Source organism: Bacillus weihaiensis, from assembly GCF_001889165.1.
Classification (GTDB): Bacteria; Bacillota; Bacilli; order Bacillales; family Bacillaceae; genus Metabacillus; species Metabacillus weihaiensis.
Map to the genome: position 1 here is coordinate 3,967,219 of NZ_CP016020.1, position 18,261 is coordinate 3,985,479.

At 36.0% G+C, this 18,261-nt stretch carries 18 protein-coding genes; 7 read left to right on the forward strand and 11 right to left on the reverse strand.

The window, feature by feature from the left end:
• Nucleotides 1-39 precede the first annotated feature (39 nt).
• Complete coding sequence (locus tag A9C19_RS19090; protein WP_072581386.1) at nucleotides 40-498, forward strand: divergent PAP2 family protein; 459 nt, start codon at nucleotides 40-42, stop codon at nucleotides 496-498.
• Nucleotides 499-530: 32 nt separating this feature from the next.
• Here A9C19_RS19090 and A9C19_RS19095 read toward each other — a convergent pair whose 3' ends face one another.
• Complete coding sequence (locus A9C19_RS19095) at nucleotides 531-1,133, reverse strand: class I SAM-dependent methyltransferase (RefSeq protein WP_072581387.1); 603 nt, start codon at nucleotides 1,131-1,133, stop codon at nucleotides 531-533.
• 76 nt (nucleotides 1,134-1,209) lie between these two features.
• On the opposite strand from A9C19_RS19095, the gene A9C19_RS19100 reads away from it, so the two are divergent.
• Nucleotides 1,210-2,550, forward strand: a complete 1,341-nt coding sequence (locus A9C19_RS19100; protein ID WP_420835845.1) for an amino acid permease — start codon at nucleotides 1,210-1,212, stop codon at nucleotides 2,548-2,550.
• 132 nt (nucleotides 2,551-2,682) lie between these two features.
• Here the strand turns inward: A9C19_RS19100 and A9C19_RS19105 are convergent, their stop codons facing one another.
• From A9C19_RS19105 to A9C19_RS19125, 5 genes are all read right to left on the reverse strand, one after another.
• Nucleotides 2,683-3,204: a YfiT family bacillithiol transferase gene (locus A9C19_RS19105; RefSeq protein ID WP_072581388.1), complete on the reverse strand. Its 522-nt coding sequence runs from the start codon at nucleotides 3,202-3,204 to the stop codon at nucleotides 2,683-2,685.
• Between the two features lie 44 nt (nucleotides 3,205-3,248).
• Nucleotides 3,249-3,734 carry a GNAT family N-acetyltransferase gene (locus A9C19_RS19110; RefSeq protein ID WP_072581389.1) on the reverse strand — a complete coding sequence of 162 codons (486 nt, stop codon included), beginning with the start codon at nucleotides 3,732-3,734 and terminating at the stop codon, nucleotides 3,249-3,251.
• A 226-nt stretch (nucleotides 3,735-3,960) separates the two neighbouring features.
• Nucleotides 3,961-4,725, reverse strand: coding sequence for an alpha/beta hydrolase (locus A9C19_RS19115; protein ID WP_072581390.1), 765 nt, complete (start codon nucleotides 4,723-4,725; stop codon nucleotides 3,961-3,963).
• A gap of 212 nt (nucleotides 4,726-4,937) precedes the next feature.
• Nucleotides 4,938-6,029: a bifunctional diaminohydroxyphosphoribosylaminopyrimidine deaminase/5-amino-6-(5-phosphoribosylamino)uracil reductase RibD gene (ribD, locus tag A9C19_RS19120; protein ID WP_072581391.1), complete on the reverse strand. Its 1,092-nt coding sequence runs from the start codon at nucleotides 6,027-6,029 to the stop codon at nucleotides 4,938-4,940.
• The gene (locus A9C19_RS19125; protein WP_072581392.1) at nucleotides 6,022-6,786 is read right to left on the reverse strand and encodes a GTP cyclohydrolase II; all 765 of its coding nucleotides are present in this window, start codon (nucleotides 6,784-6,786) and stop codon (nucleotides 6,022-6,024) included. The genes ribD and A9C19_RS19125 overlap by 8 nt, the downstream gene beginning before the upstream one ends.
• 377 nt (nucleotides 6,787-7,163) lie before the next feature.
• Between A9C19_RS19125 and A9C19_RS19130 the strand changes: the two genes are divergently transcribed.
• Nucleotides 7,164-7,484: a thioredoxin family protein gene (locus tag A9C19_RS19130; protein ID WP_072581393.1), complete on the forward strand. Its 321-nt coding sequence runs from the start codon at nucleotides 7,164-7,166 to the stop codon at nucleotides 7,482-7,484.
• Between the two features lie 443 nt (nucleotides 7,485-7,927).
• Here A9C19_RS19130 and A9C19_RS19135 read toward each other — a convergent pair whose 3' ends face one another.
• Nucleotides 7,928-8,947: a sugar phosphate nucleotidyltransferase gene (locus A9C19_RS19135; protein WP_072581394.1), complete on the reverse strand. Its 1,020-nt coding sequence runs from the start codon at nucleotides 8,945-8,947 to the stop codon at nucleotides 7,928-7,930.
• A 64-nt stretch (nucleotides 8,948-9,011) separates the two neighbouring features.
• On the reverse strand, nucleotides 9,012-9,998 hold the full coding sequence (gene gmd, locus A9C19_RS19140; RefSeq protein ID WP_072581395.1) for a GDP-mannose 4,6-dehydratase: 987 nt from the start codon (nucleotides 9,996-9,998) through the stop codon (nucleotides 9,012-9,014).
• A 223-nt stretch (nucleotides 9,999-10,221) separates the two neighbouring features.
• Here gmd and A9C19_RS22365 point away from each other — a divergent pair, with 223 nt between their 5' ends.
• Entirely contained in the window at nucleotides 10,222-10,680 is a 459-nt protein-coding gene (locus A9C19_RS22365; RefSeq protein ID WP_233499205.1) for an alpha-helical endospore appendage domain-containing protein, read from the forward strand.
• Nucleotides 10,650-11,159: a hypothetical protein gene (locus A9C19_RS19150; protein WP_072581396.1), complete on the forward strand. Its 510-nt coding sequence runs from the start codon at nucleotides 10,650-10,652 to the stop codon at nucleotides 11,157-11,159. Before A9C19_RS22365 ends, A9C19_RS19150 begins: the two co-directional genes overlap by 31 nt.
• A gap of 464 nt (nucleotides 11,160-11,623) precedes the next feature.
• Here A9C19_RS19150 and A9C19_RS19155 read toward each other — a convergent pair whose 3' ends face one another.
• The 3 genes from A9C19_RS19155 to A9C19_RS19170 all read right to left on the reverse strand — a co-directional run bounded on the left by A9C19_RS19155 (nucleotide 11,624) and on the right by A9C19_RS19170 (nucleotide 13,996).
• The gene (locus tag A9C19_RS19155) at nucleotides 11,624-11,965 is read right to left on the reverse strand and encodes an alpha-helical endospore appendage domain-containing protein (protein ID WP_072581397.1); all 342 of its coding nucleotides are present in this window, start codon (nucleotides 11,963-11,965) and stop codon (nucleotides 11,624-11,626) included.
• A gap of 93 nt (nucleotides 11,966-12,058) precedes the next feature.
• Nucleotides 12,059-12,793: an alpha-helical endospore appendage domain-containing protein gene (locus A9C19_RS22600; protein ID WP_083584445.1), complete on the reverse strand. Its 735-nt coding sequence runs from the start codon at nucleotides 12,791-12,793 to the stop codon at nucleotides 12,059-12,061.
• Nucleotides 12,794-12,883: 90 nt separating this feature from the next.
• Nucleotides 12,884-13,996, reverse strand: coding sequence for a glycosyltransferase (locus A9C19_RS19170; RefSeq protein WP_233499206.1), 1,113 nt, complete (start codon nucleotides 13,994-13,996; stop codon nucleotides 12,884-12,886).
• Between the two features lie 112 nt (nucleotides 13,997-14,108).
• Between A9C19_RS19170 and A9C19_RS21270 the strand changes: the two genes are divergently transcribed.
• Nucleotides 14,109-17,342 carry a glycosyltransferase gene (locus A9C19_RS21270; protein ID WP_083584446.1) on the forward strand — a complete coding sequence of 1,078 codons (3,234 nt, stop codon included), beginning with the start codon at nucleotides 14,109-14,111 and terminating at the stop codon, nucleotides 17,340-17,342.
• 10 nt (nucleotides 17,343-17,352) lie between these two features.
• The gene (locus A9C19_RS19185) at nucleotides 17,353-18,147 is read left to right on the forward strand and encodes an FkbM family methyltransferase (protein ID WP_072581398.1); all 795 of its coding nucleotides are present in this window, start codon (nucleotides 17,353-17,355) and stop codon (nucleotides 18,145-18,147) included.
• Nucleotides 18,148-18,261: the final 114 nt, after the last annotated feature.

The window sequence follows — 18,261 nt, forward strand, 5'->3', positions numbered from 1 at the left end:
TTTTCATTTGATAAACACTACCCACATAGGGGTGAGAAGATGAATCGAGGAATATGGACAGCTATTTCAGGGATTGGTATCGCACAAGGATTAAAGATCTTGACTCATAGAAGAGAGCATGGTGTTTGGGATTGGAGACCACTCCTACAAACAGGTGGAATGCCAAGCTCTCACTCTGCTGGAGTTTCTGCTCTAGCAACATATGTTGCAACAAAAAAAGGGTTGAATTCTACAGACACAGCGTTAGCGGTTATCTTCGGTATTATTGTCATGTATGATGCTCAAGGGATTAGACGACATACAGGAGAAATTGCAAAAATTGTGAATGATCTTGATGCAGATATTGAAGTATTATCTGGTCATATGCCTGGATTATTTCATGTAAAGCAAGAGAAGGAGCTAAATGAATTATTAGGCCACCAACCTGCAGAGGTTGCAGGAGGCGCACTACTTGGAATTGCCATTGGCTTCATTAGCTCAATTCTAGAAAAAAAATGAATGTCTAATAAAACAGGGCTTCCCTGTTTTTCCTACCTTTTATATGCGGTTACACAGACTGCTAATTCGGGTCGGATTTTTTTATATGTTATTTTAACGTCCCTAAAATGGCATGTCACTAAATCGTCATGGATTTTCTTTGCAAACATTCTTGTTTTATTCGGACTTGCATCTTCTTCCCGAGGCTGCATTGTAATGGCTATTTTCCCACCAGGTTTTAATGCTTGATAAAGAGATGCTACTCCTTTTTGTGGCTCAGTCCAGATCGTAAAGTTATTCACACTTAATATTTTATCGTATCCATCTTGTGTAAGCTGGACCTTTGATACATCGCCTACCATTAGGTGAACTCTATTTTTTTCTACATAAGGCTCTAGCGCTGATTCAGCTTGATTTTTCATCGTTTCGGAAATATCCAAGCCGTCAATTGTTACTGTAGTGTTGCGCTTTAGGACAGTCTCCATACATGCTCCCGCACCGAAGCCAACCTCTAGTAGATGATCATGCTTGTCTATTCCCAAGCAAGAAACAGACCAAGCATTTAACTTCTTATTTTCCCAAGCCATGATTTTGCCTGCTACAACACCTAGAAGCCCATTTGGTACCCTAAATTGTTTTTTAAATTGCTTAATCATGGAACCACCTCACTTTTTTGATTACCTACTTATTGCCACTATCACCATATGTTTAAACCTTTACAGAGGAGTGAAGATATTGAAAAAAAACGCGAATCAATCAAGTGGTTCATTATCATGGTGGCAGCTATCTTTAATTGGCGTAGGCTGTATCATTGGGACTGGCTACTTTTTAGGATCGAGTATCGCCATTAAAATGACAGGTCCTTCTGTTCTTTTAGCTTTTACTCTAGCTGCATTAGGGACTTATATCGTATTTGAATCACTTGCTAAAATGACGGTTGCCGATCCACAGGAAGGTTCCTTTCGATCATATGCAAAAAAAGCGTACGGTCGCTGGGCGGGTTTTAGTAGTGGGTGGGTGTATTGGTTTTCTGAAATGCTCATTATGGGAAGTCAATTAACTGCCCTCTCCATCTTTTCGACATTCTGGTTTCCAGATGTCCCATTATGGGTGTTTGCTTCAATCTTTGCCGTTTTAGGAATTGGCGTGATTTTAACCGGAACGAAAGGATTTGAAAGGATTGAAAATCTTTTTGCTGTTATTAAAATCGCAGCGATTTTCATGTTTATTATCCTTGCTTTACTAGGATTATTTGGAGTAATAAATGGGGACAAAGCATCCTTCCCTACTTCACTAGGCGACTTTTTCCCAAAAGGGGCCATTGGTTTTTGGACATCACTTATTTACGCATTTTATGCTTTTGGCGGAATTGAAATTATGGGGATTATGGCCATGGAGCTTAAAAATAAAGAAGATGCTCCAAAATCAGGAAGTACTATGCTCATTTTACTTACCTCTATTTATCTGTTGTCGTTAGCTTTAGCTGTTTCATTTGTATCATGGGAAAAATTCAATCCAGATGAAAGTCCTTTTGTCACCGCTATGGCTAGCTACAATCTAGATTTTTTCCCACATGTATTTAATGGGGCATTAATTATAGCAGGCTTTTCTACAATGGCAGCATCACTTTTTGCCGTGACTAGTATGACCTCAACATTAGCAAAGGATGGGGATGCACCTGCCCTCTTTAAGAAGAAAAAGGGGAAAAAACGAAATATGGCTGCCCTTTCGTTAACAATTGGAGGACTTATTACATCCATCATTTTAGCTCTTGTCATGCCTGATAAAATATACGAATACATCACAACAGCAGCGGGGTTAATGCTCTTATATAATTGGTTTTTTGTATTACTGTCCGCTAAAAGGCTCCTACAAATGAGCAGCTTTCATAAAATAAAAAGATGGCTTGGAATGGTCCTTATTCTAGCAGCCATTAGTGGGACTCTTTTTGATCAAACAAGTAGGCCAGGCTTTTTTGTGAGCATTGCCTTCATCCTACTCATCTTTATTGTCATATTACTCATAAGGAAAAAATGGAATACACCGACAAAAAACGATCGAAGGCTCGCATAATCATTACATCATACGATTGGATAGATTTAGATTATTGTAAGTAGAAACATCTAGCTACAACCTAGTTTATGGATAGAGAGAATGTCACTTTTCTATCCTGTTTTCTTCACAGCTATCACAAAAGAGTAAACATCAATGAACGAGAACCAGCTTAATATGCTCAATATGGTGCTTTCCGTGCCACGAATATAAAGCAAGGTTTTCTGCTAATGAAATTGTTTTTTTCAACTCTGGATGATAAAAGCATCGTTGGAAATCAGCATCACTCATTGTTTTCAATAAAGATGTCCATCTTACGTGAAGGGCTTTTAGCAATTCCAATGAAACAAGTAATGATGTTTTCTGTACGTCAGCTAGATTAGCCCAGATGGTTTCATCATATGGTTTAATAGTGGGGAGTTCCTCAGTAAGAGCTAGCTTAAATCGGATAAAGCTGTTCATGTGGCTGTCTGCTATATGATGAACGATCTGATGAACTGTCCATCCTCCAGGACGATATGAACAATTTAGTTGAGATTCTGAGAGGGTGGTAATTACTTGCTCTAATTGAGTTGGCATCCTTTCAATGTCTTCTATCCATATGTTCAGGTTTTCCCTTGTCACATTAGTTGGTACCGTAAATTTCCCAATAGGATATTTGAGACTATCACTCATTCCCATTACTCCTCTCCAGTTTTAATTCTTTTTTCCCAGTAACTCTATCGCTCTAAAACCATCCGAATTGTTTTTAACACATGACCATTAAAAAGATCATCATATTCTGTTTCTATTTTAAAGCCTTTCGCCTTATAAAAAAAGAGCCCCGTTTTATTATCCTTTTCTACATTTACATAGAGCTTCTTCACGTCAGGTAATTGATTGATGCTTTCATTTAATAATTGTGTTCCAATTCCTTTCCCTTGAAATTCTTCAAAGAGATAGATGGCTCCTAACTCCGCTTTCTTTCGGTTTTTCAACGGAAACACATTACTAAACCCAATGACCTTCCCTTCCACTTCCGCAACAAGAAACATGGTCGTTTCCATTCTCTTTTTAAGATTTTCATCCGAATAAGCCATTTGTATGAAGTTTTCTTGAATATCTAGTGGAATAATGCCCTTATAGGTTGTTTGCCAGCTTGTTTTTGCAACATGTTGAATTTGAGCGATATCACTTTCTGTCATGCTTCTAATAGATCCTGTCATCTTCATTACCTCTTTATCTAGTTTCTACATAATGACAAATTATAGCATTTATTTACTAAATCGAGTAGGAAAATACAATCAACACACATATGGACTTTTGAAGATCAGAGAAATTAAAGTGTTTTCAATATTGGGGATAAGTAAGGGGTATTGTGAATAACTTGTGGATAACTAGTGTAGTTATCCACGTGTTTTGAAAAACACATCCCCTCCTTCTCAATATACATTAAGAAAGGGATGGTTCTCGGGATAAATCTTCTATATATTGATGGATGTTATCCACAATCATAGTTGCATCATAATCCATTGAAGCCACATGATAAGAATGAGGTAGCGTTACTCGCTTTACTTCTTTTGAACGCAGGTTCTCGTAAATAAAGTCTGAATTACTTGGTGGTACTACATGATCCACCGCAGAAGTAATCAATAATACCGGACTTTCTACTTTCGCTACTTTTTCTTTTGTCTCATCCATTAAGTCAAGAAGTTCATGAACAGCATGTAATGGTACTTTCGAATAAGTTATTTCATATACTCCAGGCTTGTGGATATCTGGCTCCCCCTCTTCTATTAGCATTGGACCTTTTTCCGTTCGTAAAGTCTGGTACGCTACATCTGTCACTGCAGCATTAATTAAAGCAATTCCACTTATTGACGAATTCGAAGCCGCCAGCTGAAGAGTTAACGCTCCTCCCATAGACTGACCAACAACGTATACTTCAAGACATGTTTCTTTTAGACGATCATATTCTTCTTGAAGATCTTGTTTCCAGTTCTCATAGTGTACTTTTTCCATATCACGATAATGTGTACCATGACCAGATAGACGAGGGATAGAGACGGTATAACCAAGCTGTGAAAGTCTTTCTCCAATAAATTGCATACTTTGTGGCGTTCCGTTAAATCCATGGCAGAGAAGAATTCCTATTTGATTACCTTGGTAAAATCTACTTTCTGCACCTTCTAAAATTGAACTTTCTTCACGCTTCATTATAACGCCTCCTCTATATTTAATAATTCTTATAAGTTTAGTTGGTTTTAATTTTAACGTATTTTTCGTTTCTTCGCAAGTCACCTCCTACCAGCGACAATCGTAAGGAGATGGTGCTTTGTCACAAAAACAAACTAGCAAATTTATCGCGTTCAATCAACATAAAAAAACACGATTAAGATAGAGTCATCTCTTCCAATCGTGCTTTCACCTTATTTGTATGTAGGATACCCTGTGAATTTTAAATCGGGACCTACTTTCTCCATTTCAAGCTCGCTTAAATCAATCGCATCAGACATTTTCTCAAGGCCTTCTCCGCCAATAAACCCTGGAGAGCTTTTCCCTCCGATTAATTTAGGGGCAACATATAACACGAGTTTATCAACGAGTTGTTCCATTAAAAATGACCCATTGACTTCCGCTCCCCCCTCGATCATAACAGAGGAAACCCCTTTTTCTCCAAGAATCGTCACAACCTCTTGGACGTTCACTCGATGTAAACCACTCGTCACGAACACGTTAATGCCTCGTTCTTCTAACTGCTCCTTCACATCTGCTTGGTAGTTCTGTGAAGTGAAGATCCACGTCTCAGCTTCGTTGTCCGTTACTACTTTACTAGTAAGAGGTATTCTTAACGTACTATCCATTACCAACCGAATAGGATTTCTTCCATAAGGAATTCTAGAGGTTAATTCTGGATCATCCTGAATAACCGTATGAACACCTACTAGGATGCCCGCATGTTCACTTCTCATTTTGTGGACATCTTCTCTTGCGACGTCAGAGGTTATCCACTTACTATCCCAAGTTTGCGAGGCAATTTTCCCATCTAATGTTGCTGCAGCTTTTAATGTAAGGAATGGTTTCTTTGTCACAATAAATTTATTAAACACTTCATTCATTTTACGTGATTCTTCTTCACACACGCCAATGACTACCTCAATATTTGCACGTTCTAATATCTTGACCCCATTACCTGCTACTACTGGGTTAGGATCCAAGGTCGCAATGATGACTTTCTTTATCCCAGCTTCCACAATCGCTTCAGCACATGGACCTGTTCTTCCATGATGGGAGCACGGCTCAAGTGTGACATACATGGTTCCACCTCTTGCTTGATCCTTCGCCATATGTAAGGCATGAATCTCTGCGTGAGGACCACCCGCTTTTAAATGGGTACCCACTCCAACCACTCGATTATCATTTATGATCACTGCACCAACTAAAGGATTTGGATCTGTTTGTCCTTTCATTGCTTTCGCATTAGTAATCGCTAGCTTCATGTAAAATTCATGTTCACTCAACTGGATATCCTCCTCGGAAGTGACCTGCCTTTTCCATCTTCGTTTCTAGGTAATGCTTATTATATTCCGAAATATCTCCCCATAATGGGATTCTGCCAGAAACATTTGCACCCGCACGTTGTAGAGCTTCTACCTTATTTGGATTATTTGTAATTAACGTAACTGGTAAAGAACGTAAGTATGTTAACACCTTAATGGCATCATCGTAATTTCTAACATCGTCTTCAAAGCCTAAATATTCATTCGCTTCAACTGTGTCAAGTCCTTCTTCTTGTAAAAGGTATGCCAAAGACTTACTAAATAAACCAATCCCCCTACCTTCATGGTTAGCTAAATAAAAGAGTGCACCTGCCCCCTTATCCACAATCATTTTCATTGATTGCTTTAACTGAAAGCCGCAATCACAACGTTTACTTCCAAAAATATCCCCTGTATGACAAATACTATGCATACGAATGACCGCATCTTCTCTTTCATCAAAATCACCATATACAAGGACACTCGATTGCTGACGATCTGCTAGATTTGCTGTTGGCAAGCTTTGTAAGAGTGTGTCAACTTGTTTGTCATGAGGTAACCCTAGTATTTCATCATCGGCTTTTAACCAGCTATACCATTTAAACTGAACCGTCTCCCCATCTAATTGAACTGGTAATGTAATTGGTCCAACAATAAAGACCGATCCTTCTGGGTGAGTTACGAGATCTATCTTTTCTTTTATAACCTGCAATGGATGCTTTTTCACTGCTTCAATCATTGATGCTTCCTCCTATAGTGTATCTATTACACCGATCTTCCTTTATATAAGTTAGTGATAATATTTCAGATTCTATACTCATTTGTAAAGCTACCTTCATTAGTACAGATTTACTTTAGATGATTTCAAGTTTTTATTCAAATTTGAAAGCCTTTAGATCTACTTTTTCACCACTTTGTAACATTTCCACTAGATTGGAACCCTTCTCTTACATTTTGTTGCGCTAGATATAAAGGTAAGTAGATCTAGCCATCACTTATCAGGAATACCCTAGTAAAAAGGAATAGCGCTACTCTCCCTCTACAGAAAAGAAGGAGTAAGCTAGATTACTGTATTTTCATCAATTATTGGGTAAAATAGGTTGTGAGGTGATAGAAATGGAACATGTAAAAACAGAAGAGCAATTTCAAGAATTAATTACGAGCAACGAACCAGTTGTTTTAAAATTCTTCACAGATTGGTGCCCAGACTGTAAAAGAATGGACATGTTTTTACCAACAGTTTTCGAAGAAGTAGGATCGGTAAACATGGTAGAAATCAACAAAGACGAGCTTCCGGAGATTGCTGAAAAATATGACGTAATGGGCATACCAAGCTTATTAGTTTTTAAAAATGGTGAAAAAAAAGCGCACCTTCATAGTGCAAATGCTAAAACACCTGATCAAGTTATTGAATTTTTAAATGAGTCTGTAAAATAAACATAAAGCCTAGGGAATCACTACATTCTCCCTAACTAGTTCTATCTACAGGTAAAATGAAAAAGCCCAAACGATGTCGCCTCTAGACTATAGTGTAGAGTCATACAATCGTTCGGGCTTTTTATTAGGTTTTTAAAAAAATTATATCGCTTATTCATATTATGAATTCTAGTAAATGAAGTGTTCTTTCACACGAAAGAAGAAAAGAGCTACTCTTTTATAAAGAGAGAAAAAATCTGTACCTAGGGGGAAATACGGGATTTTTTTAAAGAAGCAATAACCTTATTTCACAACTTAGACTAGTCTTACTATCGTATATTCTAGTATAGGTAATAGCTATTTTCCTTTAGGGGTTACCAGATACTTGGCCCATTTTTCCATACCCCGATTTGTAAAGTAATCAACTGATGATAATTAAACAGCACACAAACCCTATTTAGTAATTAAGGGTTGTTTTTTTTCATTTCAGAAGTAAACGCCTTGGATTTTGAGATTTTTTCCTTATTACCTATTAAAATACCTTCCTCTGTTCCAACAACAACAATATCGGAAAGTCCAATAACATTTATAGGAATTTCAAGTTCATTAATAATATGAGTATTTAAGGAATCTTTTGATACATATCCTAACCCCAGTATTTCTTCATCCAACTCTTCCGTTAACGCATCCCAAGTCCCCAAGTCCTTCCATTCCCCTGAATATGACATCACTGCAATTTTGTCTTCCTTTTCCACTACTTCATAATCAAAGCTAATTCTCGGAAGCATCTCATACGATGCTCTTAACTCTTGATATTCCAATGGTAGGCCTTTTTCTTTCATAATAGAAAGGAGATAACCAAGACGAACGGCAAAAACTCCACAGTTCCACAGTGCCCCTTTTGAAATGAGGTCTTCAGCAGTTGCTCTTCCCGGTTTTTCGACAAAATTAACGACTGAAGAATAATTGTGTGTGGTTGATAACATCTTCTCTGGTAAAATATATCCGTATTTTTCTTGAGGTGAAGTGGGTTTTACACCCATTAATACAATATTTGCCCCCGTCTTTTGAATAACTGTTTCTAATTCATATACACTAGTGAAAAAATCATCATTTACATACGAATCAACAGGTAATAAGCAGACAACCTCATCTTCACTAATTCCCTCAATATCATAAAGATAACTGGCAGCTAACATAATAGCTGGAAACGTGTCTCTTCTCTTTGGTTCCAAAATCAACTTTGGTTTCCAATTAGACTGTAACTGTTCCTCTAATAGTTGTACTTGTGACTCTTCTGTTACGATAGATAAGCTGCTAAACATTTCGTTTTTCTCAAGTAGGAGTCTACACATTCTTTGAATCATCGATTCTGGAATTCCATTTAAATCCTTAATTATCTTTACATACTGCTTTGGATTCTTTTCAGTAGATAATGGCCACAAACGAGTTCCTGATCCACCTGATAATATTAGAACATTCAAACTAATCTCCCTCTTTAAGTATGATAGACGTTCCTTAGATAAAGCTAAATCACCTGGAATAACCTCACATATGACCTTTTGCTATCTCTTTTTCTACTCTTTTCATATCAGCTTCTATCATCATCTCTACCATTTCTTTAAAACTAGTTTTTGGTACCCACCCTAGTGTTTCTTTCGCTTTATCTGAATTTCCCATTAGTATATTGACCTCAGCTGGTCTAAATAGAGATGCATTACTTTCAACGTGCTCCTTCCAATTTAGCCCTACATAATTAAATGCCACATCACATAGATCTTTAATTGAATGAGATAACCCTGTAGATACAACAAAAGTATCAGGTTTATCATGCTGGAGCATTAGCCACATCGCTTCTACATAGTCCCCTGCAAATCCCCAATCTCTTTTTGCATTTAAATTCCCTAGTATGAGCTTATCTTGTACTCCTAATGATATTCTAGCAACAGCATCTGTCACTTTTCTTGTTACAAACGACAGACCTCGAAGTGGGGATTCGTGATTAAATAAAATCCCGCTCGATGCGAACATATCATGACTTTCTCTATAGTTCACTGTCATCCAGTGAGCGAAGAGTTTTGAAACACCATAAGGACTTCGTGGATAGAATGGTGTGTTTTCATTCTGTATTGGTTCTTGAACCTCCCCAAACATTTCACTTGAAGAAGCTTGATAGACTTTAATGTTATTATCCGTTAATCGAACAGCTTCTAATACATTTAACGCTCCCATGCCTGTTACATTACACGTTAATATTGGTTGATCCCAAGAAACACCAACAAAGCTTTGAGCTGCAAGATTATACACTTCATCAGGCTTAAAGGTACGTAAAATCTTAACAAGCGAACTGAGATCCGTTACATCACCGTATACTAGTTCAATTGAATCAGTAATATTGAAATAATCTAACCTCCAAAATGAAGAAGTACTTCTTTGGGGTACTAATCCAACAACTCGATATCCCTTATCAAGTAAGAACTTTGCTAAATAGGCACCATCTTGCCCTGTAACTCCTGTAATAAACGCAGTCTTCATGTATTGTCCTCCTTACAAATTTCTAATATTACACGTCATTGACCTTGAATCACATTCTGTTAATTTTAGTAGTCTATTTATCATTCATTCTACAAAAGCAAGTTTTTTCCACTCTACAAATTATCATATGTTCTTTTCCTTTGAAGGTGCAGAACACAATGATGGGTTTTAACATATAATGCTATATAAATTTAGACGTGTGCCTAAAAGGGAGGATATCGATATGAGTATGCCCAATATTCCAGAAGGTAAATTTAGACCTAATATGAAAGAAACAATTATTGATTTATTGGAATCCATTGCTTTAGAGGAAATAGCCCTCTCTCATCTCTTAAACGCTGAAGCTGAGAAAATCCAGGCTATGGTTGGTAAAAATTCAGATTTTCCAAGTTGTCCATCTCATGAACAAATTTTTAAATTCAATCACCAAACAAGTAAGTTTTTAGAGGTTATTGTTATGAAAGAATGGCTACTACTTCGTAAATTAGATGATGTTATTTTCTTAAATGAAGAATTTCAATCTCACTATTCTCGTGAAGAATATGGTCATTGTAGGAATAGTTGCGACTGCGACTGTGATTGTGACTGCAATTGTATAAACCAAATCCCTTGTAAATGTCACCCACATTTCATTGAGGAGGACCCGTGTAAATGTCACCGTCATCTCAGAGGAAAAGATTAGATCATCATTTACATTCTGAGGAAAAAATAAAAGATTACTCTGTTACCTATATTCATGCACTTACCCAACTTGAAAACTCATTATTTCATTTAATAGAATCGATCCTTGCATTCCAGAAATTAATTAATTCAGATACATGGAAAGCTACGCAATCAAAACAACTACAATTCACTTCTTTAAAAAGACTAAAATTATTAGTCTCTTTACAAGATCAGGTATTAAGAAAGTATGAAAGCATGAATAATAGTACACTAAGCTCCGAGAATTATGTATGTCAGAACTATCGCAGCTTTAAGATAAATAAAAAAAACATGTTAAAATCATACCGAGTTTTATTTACTAATCCCAGCGATATAATAGAAATTCATAAATTATTAGAAGAACTTGAGAATTACAACAAGAAAAAAGAGTTGCTTACTAATAAGAAAAACTTCTCACCAATTGAAGCAAACCCTTGGATAAACTCAACCATTTTATAGGGGAAGTGCGTCTGTTTTTTTTAGATGTTCTAAAATAATAAAAGTGATAGGGTAACCCCCCTTCTAGTAAAGTGTTAAATAACATTCTACTTGAAGGGGCTTTACACTATATCTTTCTATATGTGTATATCTAATGATCTAATTGTGCGTTTTACATAAGCTATTTGTTTAAGCTGGCAGCTCCAATGTGTTTCCCTCCCCCTCTTATTCCACAAAGTATGAATAATCAGGATGCAGTTTAAGTGAGGATAACACACTTTAGTTAAGATAAGAAAAAGATCTTGACTAAAGTCTAAGGTGAATTAAGAAAATGAATTTAACTATCGTTGACATCATTGAGGAAGTATAACAGGAGATCTATCAAATCTGAACATGTGTTATATAAGCAAAGTGAAAATACGACATAAAATAAGGTGAGCTCTAAAAAAGCATAGAGCCCACTCCTTTCATTTCACAACAGTCAATTATGTCCCAATTACAGGGTTACCAGGGGAAACTTGAATAAGATCCAATACATTTTCAAATTTAAATTGGAGAAGCATCTCTTTCTTAATAACATCCTGAATCGTTCTACGAACACTTTGATCAACAAGTAAAAGATTAGAGATTGTAACATCCCCTGGAGCTAAAGTAGAAGTAGTAGGAGTAAGGGTACCTAATACAAACTGTAATTTCTCTGCCTCTGCGTTTAAGATGTGCGCTAAAGCTAACTCTTCCAGAGCGATCGATGATAACAATAAAGGTACTGTATCGCCTACAGTAATACCAATACTTGGCGTAATATTTGGGATATTTGCTTGCGACATATTTTCACCTCTTTCATTCTGTTTACAATACAATATGCAGGTGTTTTTTTTAAGACACTCTTTTTCTACCAGACAACAAACCTATTTTTCATATTATATTGGGACGATAACCTGCGTTTGTTCAATGTCTACTAGAGGATTTAATTCTGAAGAAGATGCTATAGCTGTATTAGTCAAGGTTCCGCTAATTAGAGAAGTCACTGTGCCTGAAAAACTAAGTACTATTGTTTCATTCGGTAAGATCGTTCCTATATTACATGTTATGATCCCACCAACAGTAGGACCAATAAGAGAACATTCTGGTGGTAAAGAACCAACGTCTAATGTGAAAGTAGGACCCAACACAGTTCCTGGGGGCAGTACATCATTAATCACCACACCCGTAGCCGGAGATGTTCCAACATTAGATAATGTAAGAGTATATGTTAATGTGTCTGAGATATCTAAATTCAATGGATCCGGATCATCTGTTTTTTCAAAAGTTAAAACAGGTGGAGGAGTTATCTCCTGGCTTTGAATTTGAATGAGATCTAGAACATTAGTAAACTTATTCCCTAGAAGCATCTCCTTTTTGATAACATGTTGTAATGTTTTTTGAACACTTCGATCAAGGTTTACCAAGTCAGTAACTGTAACTAATCCAGGTGTTAGTGTCGTAGCTGTTGGTGATAATGTCCCTAACACATATTGGAGTTTTTCCGCTTCGGCATTCATAATATGGGCAAGCGCCAATTCTTCAACAGCTATTGATGCTAGTAAAAGTGGTATAGTCTGTCCAACAGTAACTGAAATACTAGGTGTTATAGTAGGAATTGATGGTTCTGACATCTTTTCACCTCCTATTTTTAAAATAACAAGTACAGTGCATTGTATTCTTATGCCTTTTCTTGGTCTCGGCTAATCACTCTATTAGTGAGTCTATTTTAATCGATCTAATGCACCTGCTGCCTCCTTATGTGTAGGGCATAGATTTAGTGCTTGTTCATAACAGACTATTGCCTTCTCGATCTCTTTCTTCTCTTCATAGCATAGCCCTTTATAATACCAAGCTTGGAAACTTCCAAGTCCTTTTTGTGTTAAATATTTTACTTGATTATCCCCAATTTTCAAACATTCGTTAAATGTCTCTATCGACTCTTCTACTTTACCTAATTTAAGTAAAACTATACCTTTATAAAACAGGAGATCTACGTAATCTGGATACAAGGAAATTGCCTTTTCAATTGCTGGATACGCACCTTCAAAGCTGCCTATACTTAACAAAATTGAGTATTTTAATTTATAGAGTAAAGAAGGAGGTGTCATTTGATTCATCACAAATAATACGATCGAACGGTTAATATGCTGAAATGACTTCGTAAAATCCTTTAAACGATAATACTCGGAAGCCAAATGATAGTAGAGCCAAGGATCTTCTTCATTACGACTTAATGCCTCTAATAGTAGCGTAATATTCCTTTCTGACTTGCCTTTATCATTTACATACTTATCTAAATACCCGTAGTGCCATATACAAACAGGCGCTTCTCCCAATCGTTTTTCTTTATTGGTTTTCAATAATATTTCTTCTATATTTAATGTCTCATGAATACTATTGATAAAGCGAAAACCGATACCATTTCTAAACAACCTAGGGTGTAAAATACGGATTACACAATTGTAATCGACCTTTTCTCCATAAAAATTATTGAGCTCAAAACTATATAAATCATAATCTTCAGTTTTAGCTAATTCTCTTAGTGTTTTCCGCTCTGTTTCTTGATGAATTTCTTCATCTGCATCTAGCCATAAAATCCAATCGCCACTAGCTAGAGATAAACTATAATTTCTCGCCTTTGCAAAATCATGATCCCAACGATAGGAATAAACTTTTGCTCCTAATTCTCGACAAATTTCAATCGTCTTATCAGTTGATCCCGTATCGACAATAATCATTTCATCAACTAGATCTTTCACACTCTTAATACATCTTTCTATACACTCTTCTTCATTTTTCACTATCATACATAATGAAATTAATGGACCTTCCAATCCAATCACTCCTTAACATCTTGAATACAATTAAGATATGTTCTTATTACCAACCTGTGAGGCTATAAAATTTACAGTTGTTAATGCGATGAAAAGGAAAGGATGAAAAAGAATGAAAAATAGGATTAAATTAACCTTGGAAGGGTTAGTCAGCGAGGAGAATAGCCTTGCTATTGTCAACAAGAACATCATGTCAAGATTAGAAAAGAATAATCAATTTAAATTTGCTATGCAAGATGGTTCACAACTGCCACCCAGCTCCTCTGATGTATCGAATACCATTCATCAAGATTTTTTCATTTCACATCATTGGCCACCTAGATTAAGCAAACCATCTAACACCAATTATTGGATCTCCTTTATACCTTGGGAATTTGGAGCCATTCCTACTTCCTGGTATATACCTATGAAATATGAAGTAGACGAGATATGGGTATACAGCCACTATAATAAGGAATGTTATAGTAAATCCGGGATACCTGAGGAGAAAATTAACGTTATCCCATTAGGCGTTGATGAGTCTGTATATCATCCAAACGTAGAGCCTGCATATTTTGAGGAGGATGATCGATTTCGATTTCTTTATGTTGGTGGAACAATTTCAAGGAAAGGATTTGACCTTCTTTTAGAGGCATATACCGAGGAGTTCACTAGTGACGATGCAGTCTGTTTGGTTATTAAAGATAATGGGACTGAAACACACTATAAAGGAATTACATTAGAACAAAGGGTCGATGAAATTACATCACGACCTAACGCACCTGCAATTGTCTACATGAATGAGCATTTATCTACAAACCAATTAGCCTCATTATATACATCTTGTCATTGCTCTGTTTTCCCTTATAGAGGAGAAGGATTTTGTCTACCCATTGCTGAATCTATGGCATGTGCAACACCTGTAATTGCTCCAAATCTAGGTCCTGCAGTTGAAATCTTAGGGGAAGAATATCCTCTTTTTATAGAATCAACAACCAAAACTCATGAAATAAGAAAAGTAAGTCATTTAGAAACCATTGATTTTCCCTGGTGGATTGAACCTAATAGGCAAGATCTGAAAAAAAAGATGCGATACGCATACGAAAACAAAAAAGAATTAGTGAAAATTGGAGAAAAATACAGCGTAAAAGTAACTTCAACATATAATTGGAATAAGACAATAGACACCATCTCAGAGCACTTACTAACTAAATATAAACAGTTAGAACATCCCACCAATCATTCCTTTTCCGCTACCGATGTTATTTCGACGGAATTAACGCTAATTAACGGCGATATAAATAATAATCAATATGAACATGCACTTGGGAAACTAAAAGCATTATTATCTAGATTCCCCAACAATAACACTATTCGTTTATTAACGGCTCAGATATTTATAATGGTGGAAAATTACTTAGATGCTATTAACCTACTCGTCCCTTTAACAAAAGAAATAGAAAGTGGCGAAACGTTTCAATATGCGCAAATATGGAACTTATTAGCGATTTGCTATAGTAACATTCAGTCTTGGTCTCTAGCCATTGATGCATTTAATAAAGCCACTAAGCTTAATAAAGAGATGAATATTTATAAAATTTCTTACCTTAATTCTGCCATACACTCCTTATCTCTTTTACTCGGTCATATACACAATGAAATTGGTGACGCATATTATGACTTAAATAATGATACTTCTGCTAAAAAAATGTATCTATTAGCTCGTGAATATGAACATAATACCCCATCGCTTACTAATCGAATCGAAGAAATACAAAAGAAGAAAGAACTAACTAAACAAAAATTAAAACCTTTACTAGAAACTAGTGTTGATAAGCAGACTCAAGAAACAAATACGATCTGTTGGGACCATTCCAATAGTGAAGTGAAGTATCTTAAAGAATCTTCCTCAGCTTTTAAACAATTGAAAACACTATTTCTTCCCGGTCAAAAAATAAAAATAGTAGCACCGGCCATTGACCGAATAACGACCTCCAGTAAAAACTGGGATGGTGCTCTTATCTATATTGATTCAAACTTAGAAACCAATCATATTATAAATTTGAAGAAATGGTGTACGAAACAGATTAACCTAGGCTGTAAAGTGATTATTTTCACTAATAACCCTAAGAATGAAACCTATCGAAAGTGCTGCTCTTTATTTAGTTACGGAGAATGGTGTGAACTAAATAAAATAGATTTTTTAATAGATGATCCAGACATTATTGGAGAATATACCGTTTTCCAAAGAGGTGGATATAAAATTCTCTGGAATTCTCCTTACTACAATCATTCTGGTTATGCGACCGAACAAAAACATTTTTTACAGAGCTTGTCACCCTATCCTTTACTTATTGGATTAGATGCTATCGATGCACCTACAGAATCAAAAAGAAGCTCTTTAGATGTTAAGCTAAGTACTTGGTTCCATACAAAAGAAGAGAATCCCATCATACATTATCAAGCAGCTCCCGCTCATTTATTCACACTACCTCGTGCTCCAATATCCATAGGACGTACCATGTTTGAAACAGATCGTATTCCTCAAGAATGGGTAAAAAAATTGAATGAACTCTCTGAGATTTGGGTACCATCAAAATTCAATATCGAGACATTCCACCATTCAGGTGTCGATAGGAATAAGCTGCAAATTATGCCTGGCGCAATCGATGAAGCTAAATTTAATCGTCATCATGTCAAACCCTACTCCATTCCAACTAGTCGGACCTTTACATTTTTATCCGTTTTTGATTGGAGTATAAGAAAAGGGTGGGATATTTTACTAAAATCATATATAGAGAGCTTTACAGATGAAGACGATGTTACGTTGGTCATTAAATTAAGTAGAATAAATGAACCTACAGCTAAAGTTGAACAATTAATTAACGAAATCAAGCAGGAAAGTAATTGTAAGAATCCCCCTCACATCCTATTAATTGATAAAGAGATGACAGAAGATGAAATCATCCAACTCTATTGTGCCTGTGACGTATTTGTTTTGCCAACACGTGGTGAAGGATGGGGACGCCCTTTTATGGAAGCAATGGCATTAGAAATACCAGTAATCGCCACTAATTGGAGTGGGCATCTCGAATTTATGAACGAAACAAATAGTTACTTAATTGAAGTTGAAAAACTGATCCCTGTCCCTAGTAGTATGCCACCTCATTTTCTCAATCATTTATGGGCACAACCGAGTCTAGAACATCTTAAGGTCCTTATGAAAAAAGTGGTTAAAGATCCAATTGCTGCAAAGCAAACAGCCAAAAAAGCAAGATCTGACCTTTTCCCACGCTATTCCATTGAAGAAGTAGGAAAAAAGATTTATCGACGTTTTGATTATCTTGTTAAAAATTACTTTCAATAAGAGGTGACTTATGAATAGAGTAAGTGCATATTTAGGTGATTATACGTATTTATCTCAACTAGCTCACGGACCTAAAATCTTTCTAGATACTCGAGAATTGAGTATGACTGCGCACATTATTTCTGATGGATTTTGGGAAAGTTGGATTACAGACGTATTTCTTCAAAGCATCCATAAAGGCATGAGTGTATTAGATATAGGAGCAAATTGTGGTTACTATTCATTACTAGCAGCGAGTGTTGTTGGACCTACGGGTCAAGTACATGCTTTTGAACCCAATCCCTTTCACCATATTAATCTGAATAAGAGTAAAATGATCAATGGATTTTATCACTTAGATATCCATCCTCATGCTCTGAGTAATGAAAATGGAGAAATGGATCTATTTGTTCCTAAAAACTTAACGGCATCTGCTAGTTTATTTGGAAATTTAATAAAGCCTATTGAAAAAATTGATACGATTGAAGCAGTCCCTGTTACAACTGTTAAACTAAGTGAATATCTACCTAATGTAAAAGCAAATGTGATAAAAATGGATATTGAAGGAGCAGAACCTTTAATTTTAGATGACGTACTTGATATTATGGACAGAACTGGTGATTCCACATTAATTATGGAATATAACCAGAAGGCATGGGAGATGCAAGATTTTGATTATGAGAAGATCATGAATAATGTTGATAAGCGTGGGTTTAACATTCATATTATTCAACATGATAGAACACTGCAACCTGTGTCACCAAAAGAACTTATAAAAGCAGTAGGCCCTCATACACACTTTGATTTATTCATAACAAGAAAATAGAATGCACCATCTTATTCCTTAAAGGGTACCTAACCTATCTTAACAAAATAAAAACTACTCCCCAAAGCCAAGCGTGTAAGGTGAACTTAGGGGAGTAGTTACTTGCATTTTTAC

What these genes read in the sequence shown, in the direction of transcription:
- A9C19_RS19090 (WP_072581386.1), top strand. Translation starts at nt 40, where the DNA reads ATGAATCGAGGAATATGGACAGCTATTTCAGGGATTGGTATCGCACAA.
- A9C19_RS19095 (WP_072581387.1), bottom strand. Translation starts at nt 1,133, where the DNA reads ATGATTAAGCAATTTAAAAAACAATTTAGGGTACCAAATGGGCTTCTA.
- A9C19_RS19105 (WP_072581388.1), bottom strand. Translation starts at nt 3,204, where the DNA reads ATGAGTGATAGTCTCAAATATCCTATTGGGAAATTTACGGTACCAACT.
- A9C19_RS19110 (WP_072581389.1), bottom strand. Translation starts at nt 3,734, where the DNA reads ATGACAGGATCTATTAGAAGCATGACAGAAAGTGATATCGCTCAAATT.
- A9C19_RS19115 (WP_072581390.1), bottom strand. Translation starts at nt 4,725, where the DNA reads ATGAAGCGTGAAGAAAGTTCAATTTTAGAAGGTGCAGAAAGTAGATTT.
- A9C19_RS19125 (WP_072581392.1), bottom strand. Translation starts at nt 6,786, where the DNA reads ATGATTGAAGCAGTGAAAAAGCATCCATTGCAGGTTATAAAAGAAAAG.
- A9C19_RS19130 (WP_072581393.1), top strand. Translation starts at nt 7,164, where the DNA reads ATGGAACATGTAAAAACAGAAGAGCAATTTCAAGAATTAATTACGAGC.
- gmd (WP_072581395.1), bottom strand. Translation starts at nt 9,998, where the DNA reads ATGAAGACTGCGTTTATTACAGGAGTTACAGGGCAAGATGGTGCCTAT.
- A9C19_RS22365 (WP_233499205.1), top strand. Translation starts at nt 10,222, where the DNA reads ATGAGTATGCCCAATATTCCAGAAGGTAAATTTAGACCTAATATGAAA.
- A9C19_RS19150 (WP_072581396.1), top strand. Translation starts at nt 10,650, where the DNA reads ATGTCACCGTCATCTCAGAGGAAAAGATTAGATCATCATTTACATTCT.
- A9C19_RS19155 (WP_072581397.1), bottom strand. Translation starts at nt 11,965, where the DNA reads ATGTCGCAAGCAAATATCCCAAATATTACGCCAAGTATTGGTATTACT.
- A9C19_RS22600 (WP_083584445.1), bottom strand. Translation starts at nt 12,793, where the DNA reads ATGTCAGAACCATCAATTCCTACTATAACACCTAGTATTTCAGTTACT.
- A9C19_RS21270 (WP_083584446.1), top strand. Translation starts at nt 14,109, where the DNA reads ATGAAAAATAGGATTAAATTAACCTTGGAAGGGTTAGTCAGCGAGGAG.
- A9C19_RS19185 (WP_072581398.1), top strand. Translation starts at nt 17,353, where the DNA reads ATGAATAGAGTAAGTGCATATTTAGGTGATTATACGTATTTATCTCAA.